This window comes from Jiangella alkaliphila (assembly GCF_900105925.1).
Lineage (GTDB): Bacteria > Actinomycetota > Actinomycetes > Jiangellales > Jiangellaceae > Jiangella > Jiangella alkaliphila.
Genome location: NZ_LT629791.1, coordinates 6,187,455 through 6,204,052 on the forward strand (window position 1 = coordinate 6,187,455; position 16,598 = coordinate 6,204,052).

A 16,598-nucleotide genomic window follows, 5' to 3' on the forward strand; every position below is an offset into this window, starting at 1 on the left:
TTGTGATTGATTGCATCATGCGCAACGCATGTGTCCGGCATGCGCAACTGACCTTGACACGGCGGCGACGAGAGGCTGCGTCGCTCGCCGGGTCAGAGGCTCAGAGTGACGCGCGACGTCCCGGGCTCGGCGTGCACGACGGTGCGGGTGCCGGCCAGCTCGACCCGCCAGGCGACGTCGTCGCGGTCGGAGCTGACCTCGATGCGCGGTCCTTCGCGTCGCACGCGGTAGGTGGCCCGCGCCTCGCCCTCCGCCGCGGGCACGACCAGGGTCGAGTCGTGGCCGTCGGCCAGCTCGTAGAGGCGCAGCGTGACGCCGTCGGCGTAGTCGTAGTCGGGGCGGTCGTCGACGGCGCCGAGCGGCAGGACGGTGTCCGGGCGCACCAGCGCCGGCACGCTGTCGAAGCCGTGCGTCTCGCTCACCCACCGCGGCCCGGTGACCTGGGCGCCGTCCAGCAGTGACGTCCACGTCCCGGCCGGCACGTAGTACGAGACCGAGCCGTCCGCGCTCATGACCGGCGCCACCAGCAGGCGATCGCCGAGCAGGTACTGGCGGTCGAGGTAGGTCGTCGCCGGGTCGTTCGGGAACTCCAGCGCCATCGGGCGCAGCATCGGGACGCCGTCCTCGTAGGCCTCGCGGGCCATCGCCGACAGGTACGGCATCAGCCGCAGCTTCAGCTTGGTGAAGCGGCGCAGCACGTCGACCGCCTCGTCGTCGAAGGCCCACGGGACGCGGTACGAGGTGGAGCCGTGCAGCCGGCTGTGCGACGACAGCAGCCCGAACGGGATCCACCGCTTGAACACCGCCGGGTCCGGGAGGTTCTCGAAGCCGCCGATGTCGTGGCTCCAGTACCCGAACCCCGACATCGCGAGGGACAGCCCGCCGCGCAGGCTCTCGGCCATCGAGGCGAAGGTGGAGTCGTTGTCGCCGCCCCAGTGGACCGGGAAGCGCTGGCCGCCGGTGGTGGCCGAGCGGGCGAACACCACCGCGCCGCCGTCGCCGTGGCGCTCCGCGAGCGCGTCGAAGACGGTCTGGTTGTACAGCAGCGTGTAGTAGTTGTGCATGCGCTCCGGGTCGGCGCCGTCGTCCCACACCACGTCAGTGGGCACCCGCTCGCCGAAGTCGGACTTGAAGGCGTCGACGCCCATGTCCATGAGCCGGCGCAGGTGCGAGGCGTACCAGGCGCGGGCTTCCGGATTGGTGAAGTCGACCAGGCCCATGCCGGCCTGCCAGCGGTCCCACTGCCAGACCGACCCGTCGGGCCGCCGCACGAGGTAGCCCTTCTCGGCGCCCTGCGCGAACAGCGGCGAACGCTGCGCGATGTACGGGTTGATCCACACGCAGATGCGCAGCCCACGGGCCTTGAGCCGGGCCAGCATCCCCTCCGGGTCGGGGAACGTCCGCGGGTCCCACTCGAAGTCGCACCAGTTGAACTCCCGCATCCAGAACGTGTCGAAGTGGAACACGCTCAGCGGGAGGTCGCGCTCGGCCATGCCGTCGACGAACGACGTCACGGTGGCCTCGTCGTAGTCGGTGGTGAACGACGTGGACAGCCACAGGCCGTACGACCACGCCGGGACCCGGGCCGGCCGGCCGGTGAGCGCGGTGTAGCGGCGCAGGATCTCCTTCGGCGTCGGGCCGTGGATGACCAGGTACTCCAGCTCCTGACCGGCGACGCTGAACTGGGTCCGCGACACCAGCTCCGACGCCAGCTCGAACGACACCAGGCCGGGGTGGTTGACGAAGACCCCGTAGCCGGCGTTGGTCAGGTAGAAGGGGACGTTCTTGTAGGCCTGCTCGCTGGCGGTGCCGCCGTCGTTGTTCCAGATGTCGACGGTCTGGCCGTTCTTCACCAGCGGGCCGAACCGCTCCCCCAGGCCGTACACGACGTCGCCGGGAGCCAGGTCCAGCCGCTGGGCCACGTGGTGGATGCCGTCGGGCGTGGTCATGAAGCCCATGCCCTTCGTGCTCGACGACGTGAGCACCCGCTCGCCGGCCACGAAGTCGAGCCGCCAGTCCTCGCCGCGGACCACCCGCGCGGTCAGCCCGCCCGAGGTCAGCTCGGCGACGTCGTCGCCGGCGCGGGTCGTCACCGGCGCGGCGGTGGCGCCGGGCAGTTCGAACGCCGGCGGCCGCTGCAACCCGCCGGCGTGGTGGACGATCCGGACGGCGACGACGTCGGGCATCGGCGACGAGAGCCTGACGGTCGCCAGCGGCCGGTTGAGCACGTCGCCACGACGGCGGATGCGCTGGGTGGGCGCGTAGACCGTGACGCTGCTCTCCGTCGCCTCGACGTCGTACGCTTCGGCCGGGTGCAGGGCGGTGACGCCGGGCCGGATGCCCCAGTAGCCGTCGGTGAACTTCACGCTGCGGTTCCTTTCGGGTCTCTCACTTGACCGCGCCGGCGGTGATGCCCCGGGCGAGCGTGCGCTGGAAGATGAGGAAGAAGACGATCGCCGGGACCACGCCGAGCAACGCGGCGGCGCTGGTCGTGGTCGCGTCCATGAGCCGGTCGCCCTCCAGGACGCCGAGCGCGACGGGCACCGTCTGGTTGTCGTTGGAGATCAGGAAGATGAGCGGGATGAAGAACTCGTTCCACGTCCAGATGAAGAAGAAGATGAGCAGCACCGACAGCGTCGGGCGGCTGATCGGGAAGACGACCCGCCACAGCGTCTGCCACTTGCTCGCCCCGTCGAGCGCGGCGGCCTCGAGCACCTCCTTCGGGAAGGTGCCGAACACCGAGGCCAGCAGGTAGGTCCCGAAGGCGCTCTGGATGACCGTGAAGATGATGATCACGGCGAGCTGGGTGTCGTAGAGGCCGATCTCCTTCGAGATGTAGTACAGCGGGTAGATCAGCGTCTCCTGCGGCAGCATGTTCGCCATCAGGAACAGCACGACGATCGACAGCCGGCCCTTCACCCGCCCGATGCCCAGCGCATAGGCGTTGAACAGCGAGATGAGCACGCCGAGGACGGCGACCGAGCCGGCGATGAAGAACGAGTTCCACAGCTTCTGGCCGAAGTTCACCCGGTTCCAGAAGTCCACCATGCCGGTGGTGTAGAGCTCGGTGGGCAGGCTCAGCGGCCCGGACGTGGAGTACTCCCCCGGCGACTTGAACGCGTTGAGGACGATGACGGCGAACGGGAACAGCATCACCGCCGCGCCCGCGACGAGCAGCGCCAGCACGATCCAGCGCACCGCGCCGCGATGGTGACGGTCGCGCCGGCGGCCCGGCGCCGGGGACTCCTCCGCGGCCGGCCCGGCCGCCGTCGGCATCGACTGCAGCGTGGCCATCACCCGCGGTCCTTTCGCTCGCTCGCCGCCTGGGCGCGGATGAACACGATGCTGAGCACGATGATGATCAGCGTCAGCACGGTCGCGATGGCGGCGCCGTAGCCGACCCGCGCCTTCTCGAAGAAGTTCTGATAGGCGAAGTGCGACGGCACGTTCGTGGCGTCGCCCGGCCCGCCCCTCGTCAGGACGAAGATCGGGCCGAACACCTTGAGTGCCGCGATGGTGCAGGTGAGCGTGACGACGAACGTCTCGGGCCGGATCTGCGGCAGGGTGATGGCCCGGAACCGCCGGAACCAGCCCGCGCCGTCGATCTCGGCGGCCTCGTACAGCTCCGGGTCGACCCGCTGCAGTGCCGCCATGAAGATGACGACCGGATACCCGATCTGGACCCAGACCATGATCGCCATGACGGTCGGCATCGCGGTATCGGGATCCCCTAGCCAGTTCTGCGCCAGGCCGTCCAGGCCGATCGCCTCGAGCAGCCCGTTCAGCGCCCCGTTGTCCGGGCGCAGGATCCAGCCCCAGACGATGCCCGCGACGGCCACCGGGATGATCTGCGGCAGGTAGTACATCGCTCGCAGCGCGCTGGCGCTGCGAGCGCCGAACCGCTTGCCGATGACGTCGAACAGGACCGCGGCCAGGGCGAGCCCGATCACGGTCGGCGCGAGCGTGCTCGGCATTGCAGGCCGAGCACATCTCCTTCGGCGTCGTCACGCCATCGACGCTGCATGAACTGGCGCGGCACCAGGTGCTGGTCCTGCCCGACGTCACGCGCCTGGCGCCGGAGGAGGTCGAGGCCATCCGAGCGTTCGTCGCCGCCGGCGGACGCATCTACGCCAGCGGCACGACGTCCTTGGCGGACACCACCGGACACCGGTCCGACGACTTCGCGCTCGCCGACGTCTTCGGCGCCCACGCCGGCGGACGCTATGAGGCGGGGATCGTCTACTACCGGCCGGCCGCGGACGAGGTCAGCGACGCGATCGGTCCCGAAACCCACGTCAGCTGGGGGACGCGCGAGTCGCTCAGGGAGCCACCGCGAGCGCTGGACGTGCCGTTCCTGGCCGACCTCGCCGAGGACACCGAGACGCTGGCAACGTTCTCGCTCCCCTACGCCTATCCCCACGCCGGGTCTGCGGAAGACCACCAGTTCGCCAGCATTCACTCCTCGCCTCCCTGGACGGACACGGAGAGAGCAGCCTTGGTTCGCCACCGGTTCGGCGACGGCCTGGCCGTCTTCTCCGCCGCCCCGCTGGAGACGTCGTCCTTCTCCTCCACCAGGCGCCTGTTCACCGGCCTCGTCCGGTCGCTGATCGACGGCCGGCCCCGGATCCAGAGCCCGGCGCCGGCACAGGTGTGGATCACCCTCTTCGACCAGCTCGACCGTTCGCGTATGGTGCTCAGCCTGCTGAACTACGACGGTGATCATCAGCAGGACATCGTCGCCCTCGTCGACGTGGACGTGGCGGCGCCGGCCGGCTACCGCATCGTCGGAGCACGGCGCACCACCGATGGTTCGGAGGTCGAGCACCACCTGTCCGACGACCGTACGCTTCTCTCCCTGTCGAGATTCCACCTGCCGCTCTTCGAGCAGATCGAGGTGGCGCTCGAGCAGTCGACGTGAACGAGACGCTGCACTGCTGATCGAGCCGGTCCCGCCAGACCTCTGCCACCCGTGCGTTTCGACGTGGCTCACTCCGGCGACGGCCGGACAGACGAAAGCGCCCCTCAGCTGCGTTTCTGCAGGTGAGGGGCGCTTCGTTGGTAGCCCCGACGGGATCCGGGCCCGCCGCCAACGGCGCCGGCTCGGCGATCTTCCCGCGCCCACAGGCCCCGTGCTTGGCCAGGCCCGACTCCTCAACGTGTCGGAGATAGCTCGACCGCGGCGATGTCTGCCAGCTCGGCGAGGGTCCAGGGGCGCTCCCGGGATCGCTCCAGCACCTCCGCTGCGCGCGCGACCGCCGGGTGAAGGCGCCCGGACGACCGCCCGTAGCTTCGACGCGACAGCCACACCGGCGACGTCACGCGACTCGCCGGACCCTTCTGACGTCCGCGCGTGCCGGCGGGCCCACATGCTCTGACGTGCACTCGGGCAGCAGCCGGTCCACGATGACCACTTCGTGTCATTGACATGCTCCAGTCACGCCACTGGTCGTTGCACGCCATAGTCTCTTGGGCGCCGCCCCAGCCTGTCATGGGCGATCGATGTTCACCACCGCGGGAGCACTCATGAGTCGGCGTACCCGAACGAGCCTGGCAGCGGCTGTTGTGCTGGTCGCGGCGCTGGCGGTTCCGATCACCGCGGCACCTGAGCAGATCACCGGCAGCGCCAGGGTGATCGTGGAGCTGACGGCTCCGCCCGCTCTCGCCGCGGTCCGGGCTGACGCGTCCTGGGATCGCGCTCGCGAGCGCGGCGTCACGCTGCGGCGGACCCAGGACGCCCTGCTCGGCCAGGCCGGCGACACCGGTCTGGACGTCACCGTCGTGCACCGGCTCACCGCGGCATACAGCGGCCTCGTGGTGGATGTGCCGGCGGACCAGGTCCAGGCGTTGGCCGGCCTGGACGGCGTCCGCGCCGTGCACCCGGACACGTCCTACGCACTGGCGCTCGAGGACAGCGTGCCGTTGGTCGGCGCACCGCGGGTGTGGGACACGACCGGGCCTGACGGCCGCGCTGTCACGGGAACCGGCACCACGGTCGCGATCCTGGACAGCGGCATCGACTACTCGCATCCGGACCTGGGTGGCGGGTTCGGGCCTGACCACAAGGTCGTGGCCGGCTACGACCTGGTGAACGACGACGCCGACCCGATGGACGACAACGGCCATGGCACCCATGTCGCAGGCATCGTGGCCGCCGACGGCGCCGTCCAGGGGGTGGCGCCGGGTGCGACGCTGACCGCGTACAAGGTGATGAACAGTGGCGGCAACGGCCAGCTGTCGGACATCATCGCCGGCTTGGATGCGGCCGTCGCGCCGGACAACCCGCATCGTGCCGACGTCGTCAACCTCAGTCTCAGCGGCCCCGGTGACGGCACCGACCCGCTCTCGATGGCCGTCCGCAGCGCCGTCGAGGCCGGCGTCGTCGTGACCGTCTCGGCCGGAAACGCCGGGCCGGGCGCGCACTCGGTGCAGTCACCGGGCGCCGCCGACGGTGCCCTGGCCGTCGGCGCCAGCACCAGCGGGGTTTGGGTCCCGCGAGCCCGAATGGTCGGACCGGACGAGCAGGACCTGCGGGCCGTGCGTGCGGAAGCTTCGGCGCCCCCGCCCGCCGCACCGCTGCGGACAGCCGTGGTGGACGTCGGCGCGGGCCGGTCGGAGGACTACGAGGGCGTCGACGTCACCGGCAAGGCGGTCCTGGTGATCGACGACGGCGACGCGTTCGGGCTGGCCGCCGAGGCCGAGGCACGTGGCGCGGCCGCGGCGCTCATCTACACCCCCGACTTCTGGCGCCCGCAACCGGCCACGGCAGACCCGCTGCCCAGCGGCGCGGTCACCGACGCTGCGCCCCGTGACGAGTTCACCACCGGGATGGCCGACGACGGCAGGGTCGCATCGCTGGTGGCGCTGCGCATCCCCGGTGCCAGCGCCGCTGCGCTGCAGTCGCATCTGAACGCGCAGGTCGAGGTGGAGATCACCGGCAGCGAGGGGACCGACCTGCTGGCCGACTTCAGCTCCCGCGGGCCGACAGCCCGCTTCACCGCCAAGCCGGACCTCGTCGCGCCGGGGGTCGAGATCCTGTCCACGCTGCCCGGCCGGCAGTACGGCCGTTCGAGCGGCACCAGCATGGCCGCCCCGCACGTGGCCGGCGCGGCCGCGCTGCTGCACCAGCGGCACCCGGACTGGACACCGGCGCAGGTCGGCGCCGCGCTGGCCGGCACGGCCCGGCCGCTGCTCGGTGACGACGGCCCGCTCGCGCAGGGCGCCGGTCGCCTGGACGTCTCCCGTGCTGTCGACGCCGATGTCCTGGCGACTCCCACGACGCTGTCGTTCGGGCTGGCCGACCTGGGCGCGGCTGCGCAGCAGCAGGTCACCGAGACGGCCCAGCTGACCCTCGAGAACCTCGGCGGGGAAACCAGGCCGCTCGGCCTGACCGCGAACGTCGCGGACGGGGCCGGCACCGTCACCGTCGAACCCGCGGAACTCACCCTCGCGCCCGGCGACACGGCCACCGTCACCGTCCGGCTGACCACCGACCAGATCACCGCCGACACCGACGTCACCGGCTGGGTGGAGATCGACGGCCACGCCCGCGTGCCGTTCCTGCTCTCGGCGCGGCACCTGACCGTCCACGTCACCCCCGACCCGGTGCCGGTGGGCGCGCAGACCTCCCTGTATGTGAACAGCCCGGCTCCGCTCGCCGGCCCGCCTGTGCTGGAGGTCGCCTGCCCCGGGCTGGAGCCGCAGCGGCCGGAGCTGGCGCCCTATGGCACCGACTCCTGGCGCGCCACCATGACGGTCGCCGACGCCGGCCGGTGCGACACCACCGTCACCGGTACGGCGATCGCCGAGTACGCAGCGGCCGGCCTCACCGGCGCCGCGGCGTTCGAGGTCGCCGCACCGGTCAAGGGCCACACCGGCGCCTCCACCTGGCAGCAGGTCGGGCCGAACGCCGAGGCGGGCTGGCTGGCGTTCGGCTCCAGCCGCGACCGGCTGCGCACCGCCGTCGTCCCGACCGGCTCACCGAGCATCTTCGTCACCGAGGACCGGATGCGCAGCTGGCGCGAGCTGCGCACCATGCCGATGTCGGGCGGCACAGCCGCGGACGTCGAGGTCGACCCGCGCGGCAGCGGTGCCATGTACGTCGCGATGAACGGCGGCGGGTCCGACCCGAGTTACGAGGGCAGGATCGTGCACACCACCGACGGCGGCAGGTCGTGGCGGGTGCTGCCCGGCTGGGACACCCACATCGACGAGCTGGCGCTGGACGCCACCGGCCGAGCCCTGGTCGTCAGCGGCGGCGGCATGGTGCGCATCACCCGCGACGACGGCGCCACCTGGGCCGAGCTGCCCAGCGTCGGAGCGAACCCCCGCGACCTGGACTGGATCGGCCCGGACGTGTACGCCGCCACGAACAGCGGCCTGGTCGTCATCCGTGACGCTCTCGGACCGGCGCCGTCGGGGGCGAAGGTCCTGTACCGGCCGGGCGTGCTGGGCTGGGCCGGCCGCGTCACCGGCGACACCGAGAGCATCTTCGTCACCGCCTACCCGAGCGCCTGGATCTACGCCTCGCACGACGGCGGTGCCACGTTCCAGCTGGTGTTGCAGTCCACCGGCAGCAGCTTCCAGGCGCTGGACCTGGTCGGCGACACGCTCTATGGCATCAGTGGCAGGGGTACCTGGGTGGGTCGCGACCGCGGCGCCGTCTGGGCGCAGTGGGGCGACCCCATGCCGCCGTCGGTCGAGTTCGACATCGGCAGCTGGCCCGGTTCCACGGGCGACCTGTACGTGGCGTCGTCGGGCGCCGGAATCTACCGAGCCGGCGCGCCGGGGGAGTTCGAGCGGGTCGGCATCCCGGCCACGCAGGTGTACGACCTGGCGATCGCGCAGGACCGGACCGGGCCGGTGTTGGTGGCCGGGACCTACCGCGACACCTTCCGCACGCCGCTGACCGGCCGCAGCTCGATCCGCCCGGCCGACCTGGAGTGGGAGTCCGGTGGCGAGGGCCTCGTCGGCGTGGCGGCAGAGCACGTGGCGGTGTCGTCGACGGACCCGTCAGTCGTCTACAAGGTCAGCAAGGACCCGGTGCTGACGTTCAGCATCCAGCGCAGCTCCGACGGCGGGGCCACGTGGGAGCGTGTCTCCCAGCCGTCGGAGTTCCCCCACTCACTTCTGGTGCATCCAGCCGACCCGGATCGCATCTATGCGGGCTACTCCAGCCTGACCGGTGCCGGTCTTGTGGTCAGCGAGGACGGCGGCGAAACCTGGCGCAAGCTGGACCAGGGCCGGGTGTTCCAATCGCTGGCCGGCGACCCGGCCGACCCGGACCGCATCTGGGCCGGCGATCACGAGGGCCTGTACCGATCCGACGACGGCGGCGTGACGTTCGAGCAGCTGGCCGACCTCCCGGTGACGGCCATCGCCGCCGACCCGGACGAGCCCGGGCACCTGACCGTCGGCGGCCGCACTCTGTACACCAGCACCGACGGCGGTGCGACCCTCGTGCCGGCGGTCACGCCCGGTCTGGACATGTGGATCACCGACCTGCTGTACGAGCCCGGCCCCGGCGGGCGGGTGTTCGCGTCGGCGGGCTCGTTCTACGACGAGTTCGGTGTCCTGGAGTCGGGCCGCGGCGTGCTCAGCAGCGACGACGACGGCACCTCGTGGGCGTCGATGAGCGCCGGCCTGGCCAACTCGAACGTGACCAGCCTGGCCCTGGACCACGGCCGGCAGCACCTCTACGCCGGGACATTGGGCGGCAGTGTGCACCGCATCACGCTTCCGAACTGACCACAGGCGATGACGCCCGGGCAGGTCCGTCCACTCACCAGTGAGGTCAGCCATGCGCAGTCGTCCACGCCGTGCCCGCCGATCCACCCGAGTGCGGGCGGGGGCCGGCCTCCTCGGCGCACTCGTGGTGCTCGCACCGGGGCTCGTCCCGGCGGCGACCGCGAGCGGCCAGGCGCCGACGCTGCGCGCGGCCGTGGTCGATCCCGCGCTGCGCGCGGAGGTCGCCGATGCCGCGCCGGGTGAGGAGCTCGACTACCTGCTCTCGCTGCGCGCCGCCCCCGACCTCGCCGTGATCGAGAACGACCACGATGCGGTGGTCGCCGCGCTCAAGGAGGTCGCCGCGACGAGCCAGCCCGCCGTCATCGATGAGATCGAGGACCGCGGCGCCGAGGTCCTGAACACCTTCTGGATCGGCAACCTCATCCTCATCCGGTCCACCGCCGACGTGCTCGCCGCGCTCAGCAACGAGCCCGCGGTCGCCCGCGTCCTGGCCGTCCAGGAGATGACCGTCCCGGAGCCGGAGCCGGACCAGGCGCCTGCCGACGCCGAGGACGTCACCTGGGGTCTCGGCCACATCGGCGCCGACGACGTCTGGGACGAGTTCGGCGTCACCGGGTCCGGCGTGCGCGTCGCCGTCCTCGACACCGGTGTCAACGCCAGGCACCCTGACCTGTCCACGCGCCTCGCGACCGACGTTCCCGGCGACCCGTACTTCCCCGGCGGCTGGATGGAATGGGACACGAACGGCGTCCCCCGGCACACTCTCCCGGCCGACACCAACGGGCACGGCACCCACGTCTCCGGGACGGTGCTGGGCGGCGACGCGAGCGGCACTCACATCGGCGTCGCGCCGGGCGCTCGGCTCATGAGCGGCCGCGTGCTGCCCAGTGGCTCGGGCACCACGCCGCAGATCATCGCCGGCATGCAATGGGCAGTGGATCCCTATGACCACGCCGGCAACCCGGCCGGCGAGCCCGCGCGCGTGGTCAACATGTCGTTCAGCCCCTCCACCGGCGGCGTCATCGACGCCATGGTCCAGCCACTCAGGAACATGGTCGCCGCCGGGGTACTGCCGGTCGCCGCCGCCGGCAACTGCGGCGAGGGCTGCCACGGCGGCCCCGGTGACATCCCGGAGGCGCTCACCGTCGGCGCCACGGACGTCGCCGACGACGTGGCCGCGTTCTCCAGCGGCGCCACCGTGACGACGGCGGAGTTCCAGCAGCCGCCGGCCGACTGGCCGCAGTCCTGGGTCGTGCCCGACGTGTCCGCGCCCGGCGTCGACGTCTACTCGTCCAGTTCCAACGCCTTCGGCGGCATCGTCTACGCGCGCAACAACGGCACGTCCATGGCGGCCCCGCATGTGGCCGGCGTGGCCGCGCTGATGCTGTCCGCCGATCCGACCCTGACCGTCGGGCAGATCACCGACGCACTACGTGACACATCGTCCTTCGACGACCGCTACGGCCTCGCGCGGCCCAACACCCGGTACGGCCAGGGCCGGGTCGACGCCCGCCGGGCCGTGGCCCACGTCGCGCTCCACACCGGCGTGGCCGGCACCGTCGTCGACGCCGCGAGCCTGGCGCCGGTCCCAGACGTCGTCGTCAGCGTGCCCGGCCTCGGGGTCTCCCAGCGAACGACGACGGACGGCCGCTTCGACCTGCGCCTCCCTCCGGGAACGTATTCGCTCGAAGCAGCCTGGGAGGGCCGGCTCGTCGCCACCGTCGACGCCCTCACGGTGACTGACACGGTCCGGTCCGCCGACATCGCACTGAGCGGCGTGGCCGGACGCGTGATCGACGCCGTGACCGGCAAGCCGGCGTCGCACACCGCCGTCACCGCACAGGGCACCGCCGGCGACACCGGCGTCAGCACCACGACCGCCGGCGACGGCAGCTACCGGCTGTATCTCTCCCCCGGCACCTACACGCTCACCGCCCGCAGGTTCGGCTACGCCGATCTCGCCGGCGCCGGTGCGAGCGTCACGGACGGCCAGGTCACCTCACGGGACCTTGCCCTGTCGCCACTGCCCACGAGCACCATCACCGGCGTCGTCTCGTACGCCGCGAGCGGAACCGGCGTTCCCGGCGTCACCGTCGAGCTCGCCGACGGTCCGCGCTCCGCCGTCACGGACTCCGACGGCCGCTACACGATCAAGGACGTCCCGCGCGGGACGCACCGGGTGGTCGCGAAACCCGAGCTGTTCGTCGAACCCGCGCCCGTCGACGTGACCACCACGGCCGGGAGCGCGAGCACCGTGGACTTCACCCTGGCCTGCGGTGGCGAGTGCCCCGGGCTGTGGGTCGCCCGCGAGCACGGCCCGGTGGCCGCCGGGCAGGACAGCGCAAGCGCCACAGTGGTCAGCCCCGACGGCCGCCGGCTGTACGTCGCGGGCACGAGCTCCGGCGAGGGCAGCCAGGTCGACTACCTGACCGTCGCCTACGACACCGCGACCGGCCGCACACTGTGGCAGGCCCGCTACGACGGCCCGGCGCGCGGCCAGGACGGCGTCAACGACATCGCGCTGAGCCCGGACGGCGCCCGCGTGTACGTCACCGGTCTGAGCGTGGGCCAGGGCGTGGGACCGTCCGGCGGCGACTACGCGACGCTCGCGTACGACGCGTCCACGGGCGACGAGCTGTGGCTCGCCCGCTACAACGGACCCGGCGACAACTTCGACAACGCCCGGGCGGTGGAGGTGAGCCCGGACGGCGGAACCGTGCTCGTCACCGGTCAGGTGCAACTGCGCACCGGCACCACCTCGCACACCGACTACGGGACGGTGGCGTACGACGCCGTATCGGGGTTCCAGCGCTGGGTCGCGCTCTATGACGGCCCGGCCGTCGGCTTCGACTCGGCGAACGACCTGGCGGTGAGCCCACGTGGCGACGCCGTCTTCGTCACCGGTCACAGCCCCGGCGCCGGCTCGGGCTGGGACCACGCGACCGTCGCCTACGCCGTGCGCACCGGCGAGCAACTCTGGGCGGCACGCTACGACGGGCCGGCCGGTGGAAGCGACGATGCCGGCGCCCTCGCCGTGAGCCCGGACGGCGACCGGCTCTTCGTCACCGGCACCACGGCCGGGGACCGGGGCCTGCCCGACTACGCGACCGTCGCCTACGACACGAGCGACGGCGCGAGGCTCTGGACCGCGGCCTACGACGGGCCGGGCGGCTCGCTCGACAGAGCGACCGCGCTCGCCGTGAGCCCCGACGGCAGCGGTGTGTACGTCACCGGACAGAGCTCCGCGGGCTCGACCGGCGCCACCGCCGACTACGCGACCGTCCGGTACGCCGCCGCCACCGGAGCGACGTCCTGGGTCGCCAGGTACTCGGGCGACGCCGAGGGCGCCGACGCCGCCGCAGCCGTTGCCGTGAGCCGCGACGGCTCGCAGGTGGTCGTCACCGGGACGAGCGCCGGCGACGGCAGCGGGGACGACTTCGCCACCGTCGCCTACGAGCCGGCCGACGGCACGCAACGCTGGGCCGCGCGCTACGACGGACCCGCCGGCGATGACGACGACGCGGCCGCGGTCACGGTCAGCCCGGACGGCGAGCGCGTGTTCGTCACCGGAGGCAGCGACCTGGGCATCGGCGACGACCCGCTCGTCGCGCCGTCGGACTTCGCGACCCTCGCCTACGACGCGGCCGGCAACGCCCGCACGCCCGTGTTCGTCAGCCACGACGTGCGCGCCGTCCCGCCGGTCGTCGCGGCCGGCGATCCCCTGCACACCGTCGCCGAGGTCACCAACGTGGGCGTGGGCACCGGCTCGTACGCAGCCACCCTGGTGCTCGACGGCGTCGTCGCCGTGACCACCGACGTCGCACTCGGCCCCGGCGAGAGCACCACCGTCGGGTGGGACCTGCCCGAGATCGCAGCGGGCACGCATGAGCTGCGGGTCGGCGCCGCGAGCTCAGAGCTCCTGGCTGTCGCCTGCGACCGCACGCTGACCGGCCAACACCGTGGCCTCCTGACCGTATCCTCCGGGACCACCTGCCTCGGCGACGGCGCCCGGGTCACCGGCGGCGTCACCGTCGAGGCCGGCGCCGGTCTCCTCGCCACGAGAGCGTCGATCACCGGACCGGTCACGGCCGCCGGTCCCGCGGTCCTCGCCCTGACGGACGCGTCTGTTTCCGGGCCGGTCACGGCGACCGGCGTCACACAGGCTCTGTCGATCGTGAGCAGCCGCACCGGACCGCTCACCGTCGACGACAACGCCCCTCTCCTGCCCGCGGCCGTCTCAGGCAATGACGTGCACGGACCGCTGACGTGCACGGACAACACACCCGCTCCCATCGACCTCGGTGATCCCAACGAGGCGGGAGGCCGGGGCGGCGGGCAGTGTTCGGCCAGGTAGCCGCCGGGGAGCGTCACCACGGCGTCATAGGACGCCGCTACGCTGCGACGGTGCTGCATGGTCTCGGTCTGTCCGACGTCGACGAGAGCGTCTACCGCAGCGTGCTACGGCGCCGGCCGGGTTCGATCGCCGAGCTCGCACGCACGCTCGAGCTCAGCCGGCACCGCGTCGAGAAGGCGATCCAGCACCTGCGAGCCCTGGGCCTCCTCCAGCCGGGCGCACCTGGCCAGCCGCCCACCGCGGCCGACCCCGAGATCGCCATCCCGGTGCTCCTGCGCCAGCGGCACGAACAGCTGGAGGACGTCACCACCCATCTGCCCGCCCTGGCCGCCGAGCACCGGCTCGCCGCGTTCGGCGACGCCCACCACCAGGCCGTGGAGGTCATCGTCGGGAGCGAGGAGATCCGGCACAGAACGGCCGCGCTCGCCGCGACGGCGAACGAGTTCCTCATCTTCGACCGCCCGCCCTACGCCTACGACCCGTCGGGCGAGGTCGAAGGCGAACTGCCGTTCCTCGAACGCGGCGTGACCATCCGGGTCGTCTATGACTCCACGGCCTTGCAGGACCCGCTGCGGCTGGCCAACGTCCGCACCCTCGCGGCACACGGCGAGCAGGCCCGCGTGCTGCCCAAGGTTCCGCTCAAGCTGACGATCTTCGACCAGCACACCGCGGTCGTGCCACTGACCCGGGAGGAAGTGTCCGAGTCGGTCGCACTGGTGCACGAGTCCGGACTGCTGGACGCGCTTCTCGCACTCTTCGAAACGCTGTGGTCGTCCGCTCCGGTCCTCGACCGGCCACACGACACCGCGCCCATCCCGCCTGAGGACGCCGATCTGCTCACGCTGCTGGCCATGGGCGTCAAGGACGCGGCAGTGGCGCGCCAGCTGGGCGTCAGCATCCGTACCGCCCGGCGTCGGATCTCAGGCATCATGGACCGCCTCGGCGCCACCAGCCGCTTCCAGGCCGGACGCGAATCCGAGCGCCGAGGCTGGCTCTGACACCTGGCGTCACCATGGCCTCACCACTGATGGAGGCCGGCGCTACACGGAGGCGGGCGCGGCGTCCGCGGCGCGAAGGTGCGGGAGGAGGTGCTCGAGCACGAGGCCCGGGTCCTCGATCATGGCTAGGTGCCCCACACCGGGCAGTCACCGCGCCCCGCGCTCGCATCGCCCAGGTAGGCGGCCTGGATCGCGAAGTCGCCGCCGCCCCTCGCAGCGCCCAGAACAGGTCGGCATCGGTCTCGGCGTCGATCCGGAGATGGTCACGGAACGCCGATGATCAAGGCGATGGTCACCCGTGGTCGAGGAAGTCCAGCACCCGCCGGGTCAGCAGGGCGGTCGCCTCCGCGTCGTAGGACGCGAGCGAGCTGTCGGCGAAGTAGTGCTGGTCACCCGGATACAGGAACAGCTCGGCGTCGTCGGCTTCCTCGACGAGCGCCCGGGCGGCGTCGACGTCACCCTCGCCGACGAAGATCGGGTCGGCGTCCATGCCGTGCACCTGCACCCGCACGCCGTCGGGCCACCGCGGACCGAACGCCGACACCGGCACACAGGAGTAGAACAGCAGCGCACCCCGTGCCCCGGCGCGGGTCTGCGCCAGCAGCTGCGCCGGCAGCACCCCGAGGGAGAAACCCGCATACACCAGGTCGGTGGGCAGTTCCTCGGCCGCCGCTACGCCGCGCTCGATGACCGCGTCGGGAAACCCGATCGCCTCGGCATGAGCCATCCCCTCCTCGATCGTCCCGAAGGTCCGGCCGTCGAAGAGGTCAGGCGTGTGCACGGTGTGCCCGGCGGCTCGCAGGTCCGCGGCGAAGCCGGCGATCCCTGGGGTGAGGCCCTGAGCGTGGTGGAACAGCAACACTTCGGCCATGATCGACCTCCCGTCCGCCGGGCTCCGGACCCCCGGTGACACGATCCAACCACGACACCGTCGCATCCGTGATGCCGAATCTCATCGTGAGGGCACTGCGGGCCGGGATGGCCAGATGACCTTCACCGGGATCCTGCGCCGGATCGCTTCACGAATGACGTCGACGGGTCCGCCTGCCGTATCCGCGGACCGCCTGTCCCAGACCGCGACGAGTTGATCGGCCCGTTCGAGCATGTGGCGTGCGGCAGCACGATATGCCTCGGCGGTGGGCTCACCGAACCGAAGGCTCACCACGTCGAATGCCCGCCGCACAAGGGCGTCGTAATCCTGCCTGGCGGATGGGGGCAGGTTCTCGCGATGCCCGTCCGCAGGAACCACCACGAGGAGCTGACCGCCGGCTTCGAGAACGGCATTGGCGAAGATCTGCTCGGCGCCGTCGGTCAAGCAGGAGATGCCGACGAGCCGGTCGACTGTGGCGAGGTGCTCTCGAAGCGCCTGGTCCACCCCGTCCGCGGTCGGCCCGTCCAATCGACGATGGCCACAGACAGCGACTCGCACCGTAGATGTCTCCTCGCCTCGATCTCGGCCAGTTTCTCGCTCGCGCATCGTGGATACGGCAGGCGGACACTCA

8 protein-coding genes and 1 pseudogene are annotated in these 16,598 nt (G+C 71.9%); 4 read left to right on the forward strand and 5 right to left on the reverse strand.

Going from position 1 to position 16,598, the window contains the following annotated elements:
* Nucleotides 1–92: 92 nt before the first annotated feature.
* The 3 genes and pseudogenes from yicI to BLV05_RS28555 form a co-directional block, all read right to left on the reverse strand.
* Nucleotides 93–2,366 (reverse strand): alpha-xylosidase, encoded by a 2,274-nt coding sequence (yicI, locus tag BLV05_RS28545; RefSeq protein WP_046770763.1) that lies wholly within the window; start codon nucleotides 2,364–2,366, stop codon nucleotides 93–95.
* Nucleotides 2,367–2,388: 22 nt separating this feature from the next.
* Nucleotides 2,389–3,294, reverse strand: coding sequence for a carbohydrate ABC transporter permease (locus tag BLV05_RS28550; RefSeq protein WP_082155536.1), 906 nt, complete (start codon nucleotides 3,292–3,294; stop codon nucleotides 2,389–2,391).
* Nucleotides 3,294–3,962 (reverse strand): annotated as a pseudogene (locus tag BLV05_RS28555) (carbohydrate ABC transporter permease); the annotation flags it as partial. The pseudogene BLV05_RS28555 and the gene BLV05_RS28550, both read right to left, overlap by 1 nt.
* A gap of 11 nt (nucleotides 3,963–3,973) precedes the next feature.
* On the opposite strand from BLV05_RS28555, the gene BLV05_RS28560 reads away from it, so the two are divergent.
* The 4 genes from BLV05_RS28560 to BLV05_RS28575 all read left to right on the forward strand — a co-directional run bounded on the left by BLV05_RS28560 (nucleotide 3,974) and on the right by BLV05_RS28575 (nucleotide 15,096).
* Entirely contained in the window at nucleotides 3,974–4,918 is a 945-nt protein-coding gene (locus BLV05_RS28560; RefSeq protein WP_046770762.1) for a type 1 glutamine amidotransferase family protein, read from the forward strand.
* 605 nt (nucleotides 4,919–5,523) lie between these two features.
* Nucleotides 5,524–9,744: a S8 family serine peptidase gene (locus tag BLV05_RS28565; RefSeq protein WP_160312781.1), complete on the forward strand. Its 4,221-nt coding sequence runs from the start codon at nucleotides 5,524–5,526 to the stop codon at nucleotides 9,742–9,744.
* A 52-nt stretch (nucleotides 9,745–9,796) separates the two neighbouring features.
* Entirely contained in the window at nucleotides 9,797–14,098 is a 4,302-nt protein-coding gene (locus BLV05_RS28570; RefSeq protein ID WP_082155533.1) for a S8 family serine peptidase, read from the forward strand.
* A gap of 50 nt (nucleotides 14,099–14,148) precedes the next feature.
* Nucleotides 14,149–15,096, forward strand: coding sequence for a helix-turn-helix domain-containing protein (locus BLV05_RS28575; protein WP_063932608.1), 948 nt, complete (start codon nucleotides 14,149–14,151; stop codon nucleotides 15,094–15,096).
* A gap of 292 nt (nucleotides 15,097–15,388) precedes the next feature.
* On the opposite strand, the gene BLV05_RS28580 is transcribed toward BLV05_RS28575, so the two are convergent.
* Together BLV05_RS28580 and BLV05_RS28585 are read right to left on the reverse strand one after the other, a co-directional pair.
* Nucleotides 15,389–15,967 carry a dienelactone hydrolase family protein gene (locus tag BLV05_RS28580; RefSeq protein WP_046770760.1) on the reverse strand — a complete coding sequence of 193 codons (579 nt, stop codon included), beginning with the start codon at nucleotides 15,965–15,967 and terminating at the stop codon, nucleotides 15,389–15,391.
* An 81-nt stretch (nucleotides 15,968–16,048) separates the two neighbouring features.
* Nucleotides 16,049–16,471 carry a hypothetical protein gene (locus BLV05_RS28585; protein WP_052762798.1) on the reverse strand — a complete coding sequence of 141 codons (423 nt, stop codon included), beginning with the start codon at nucleotides 16,469–16,471 and terminating at the stop codon, nucleotides 16,049–16,051.
* Nucleotides 16,472–16,598 lie beyond the last annotated feature (127 nt).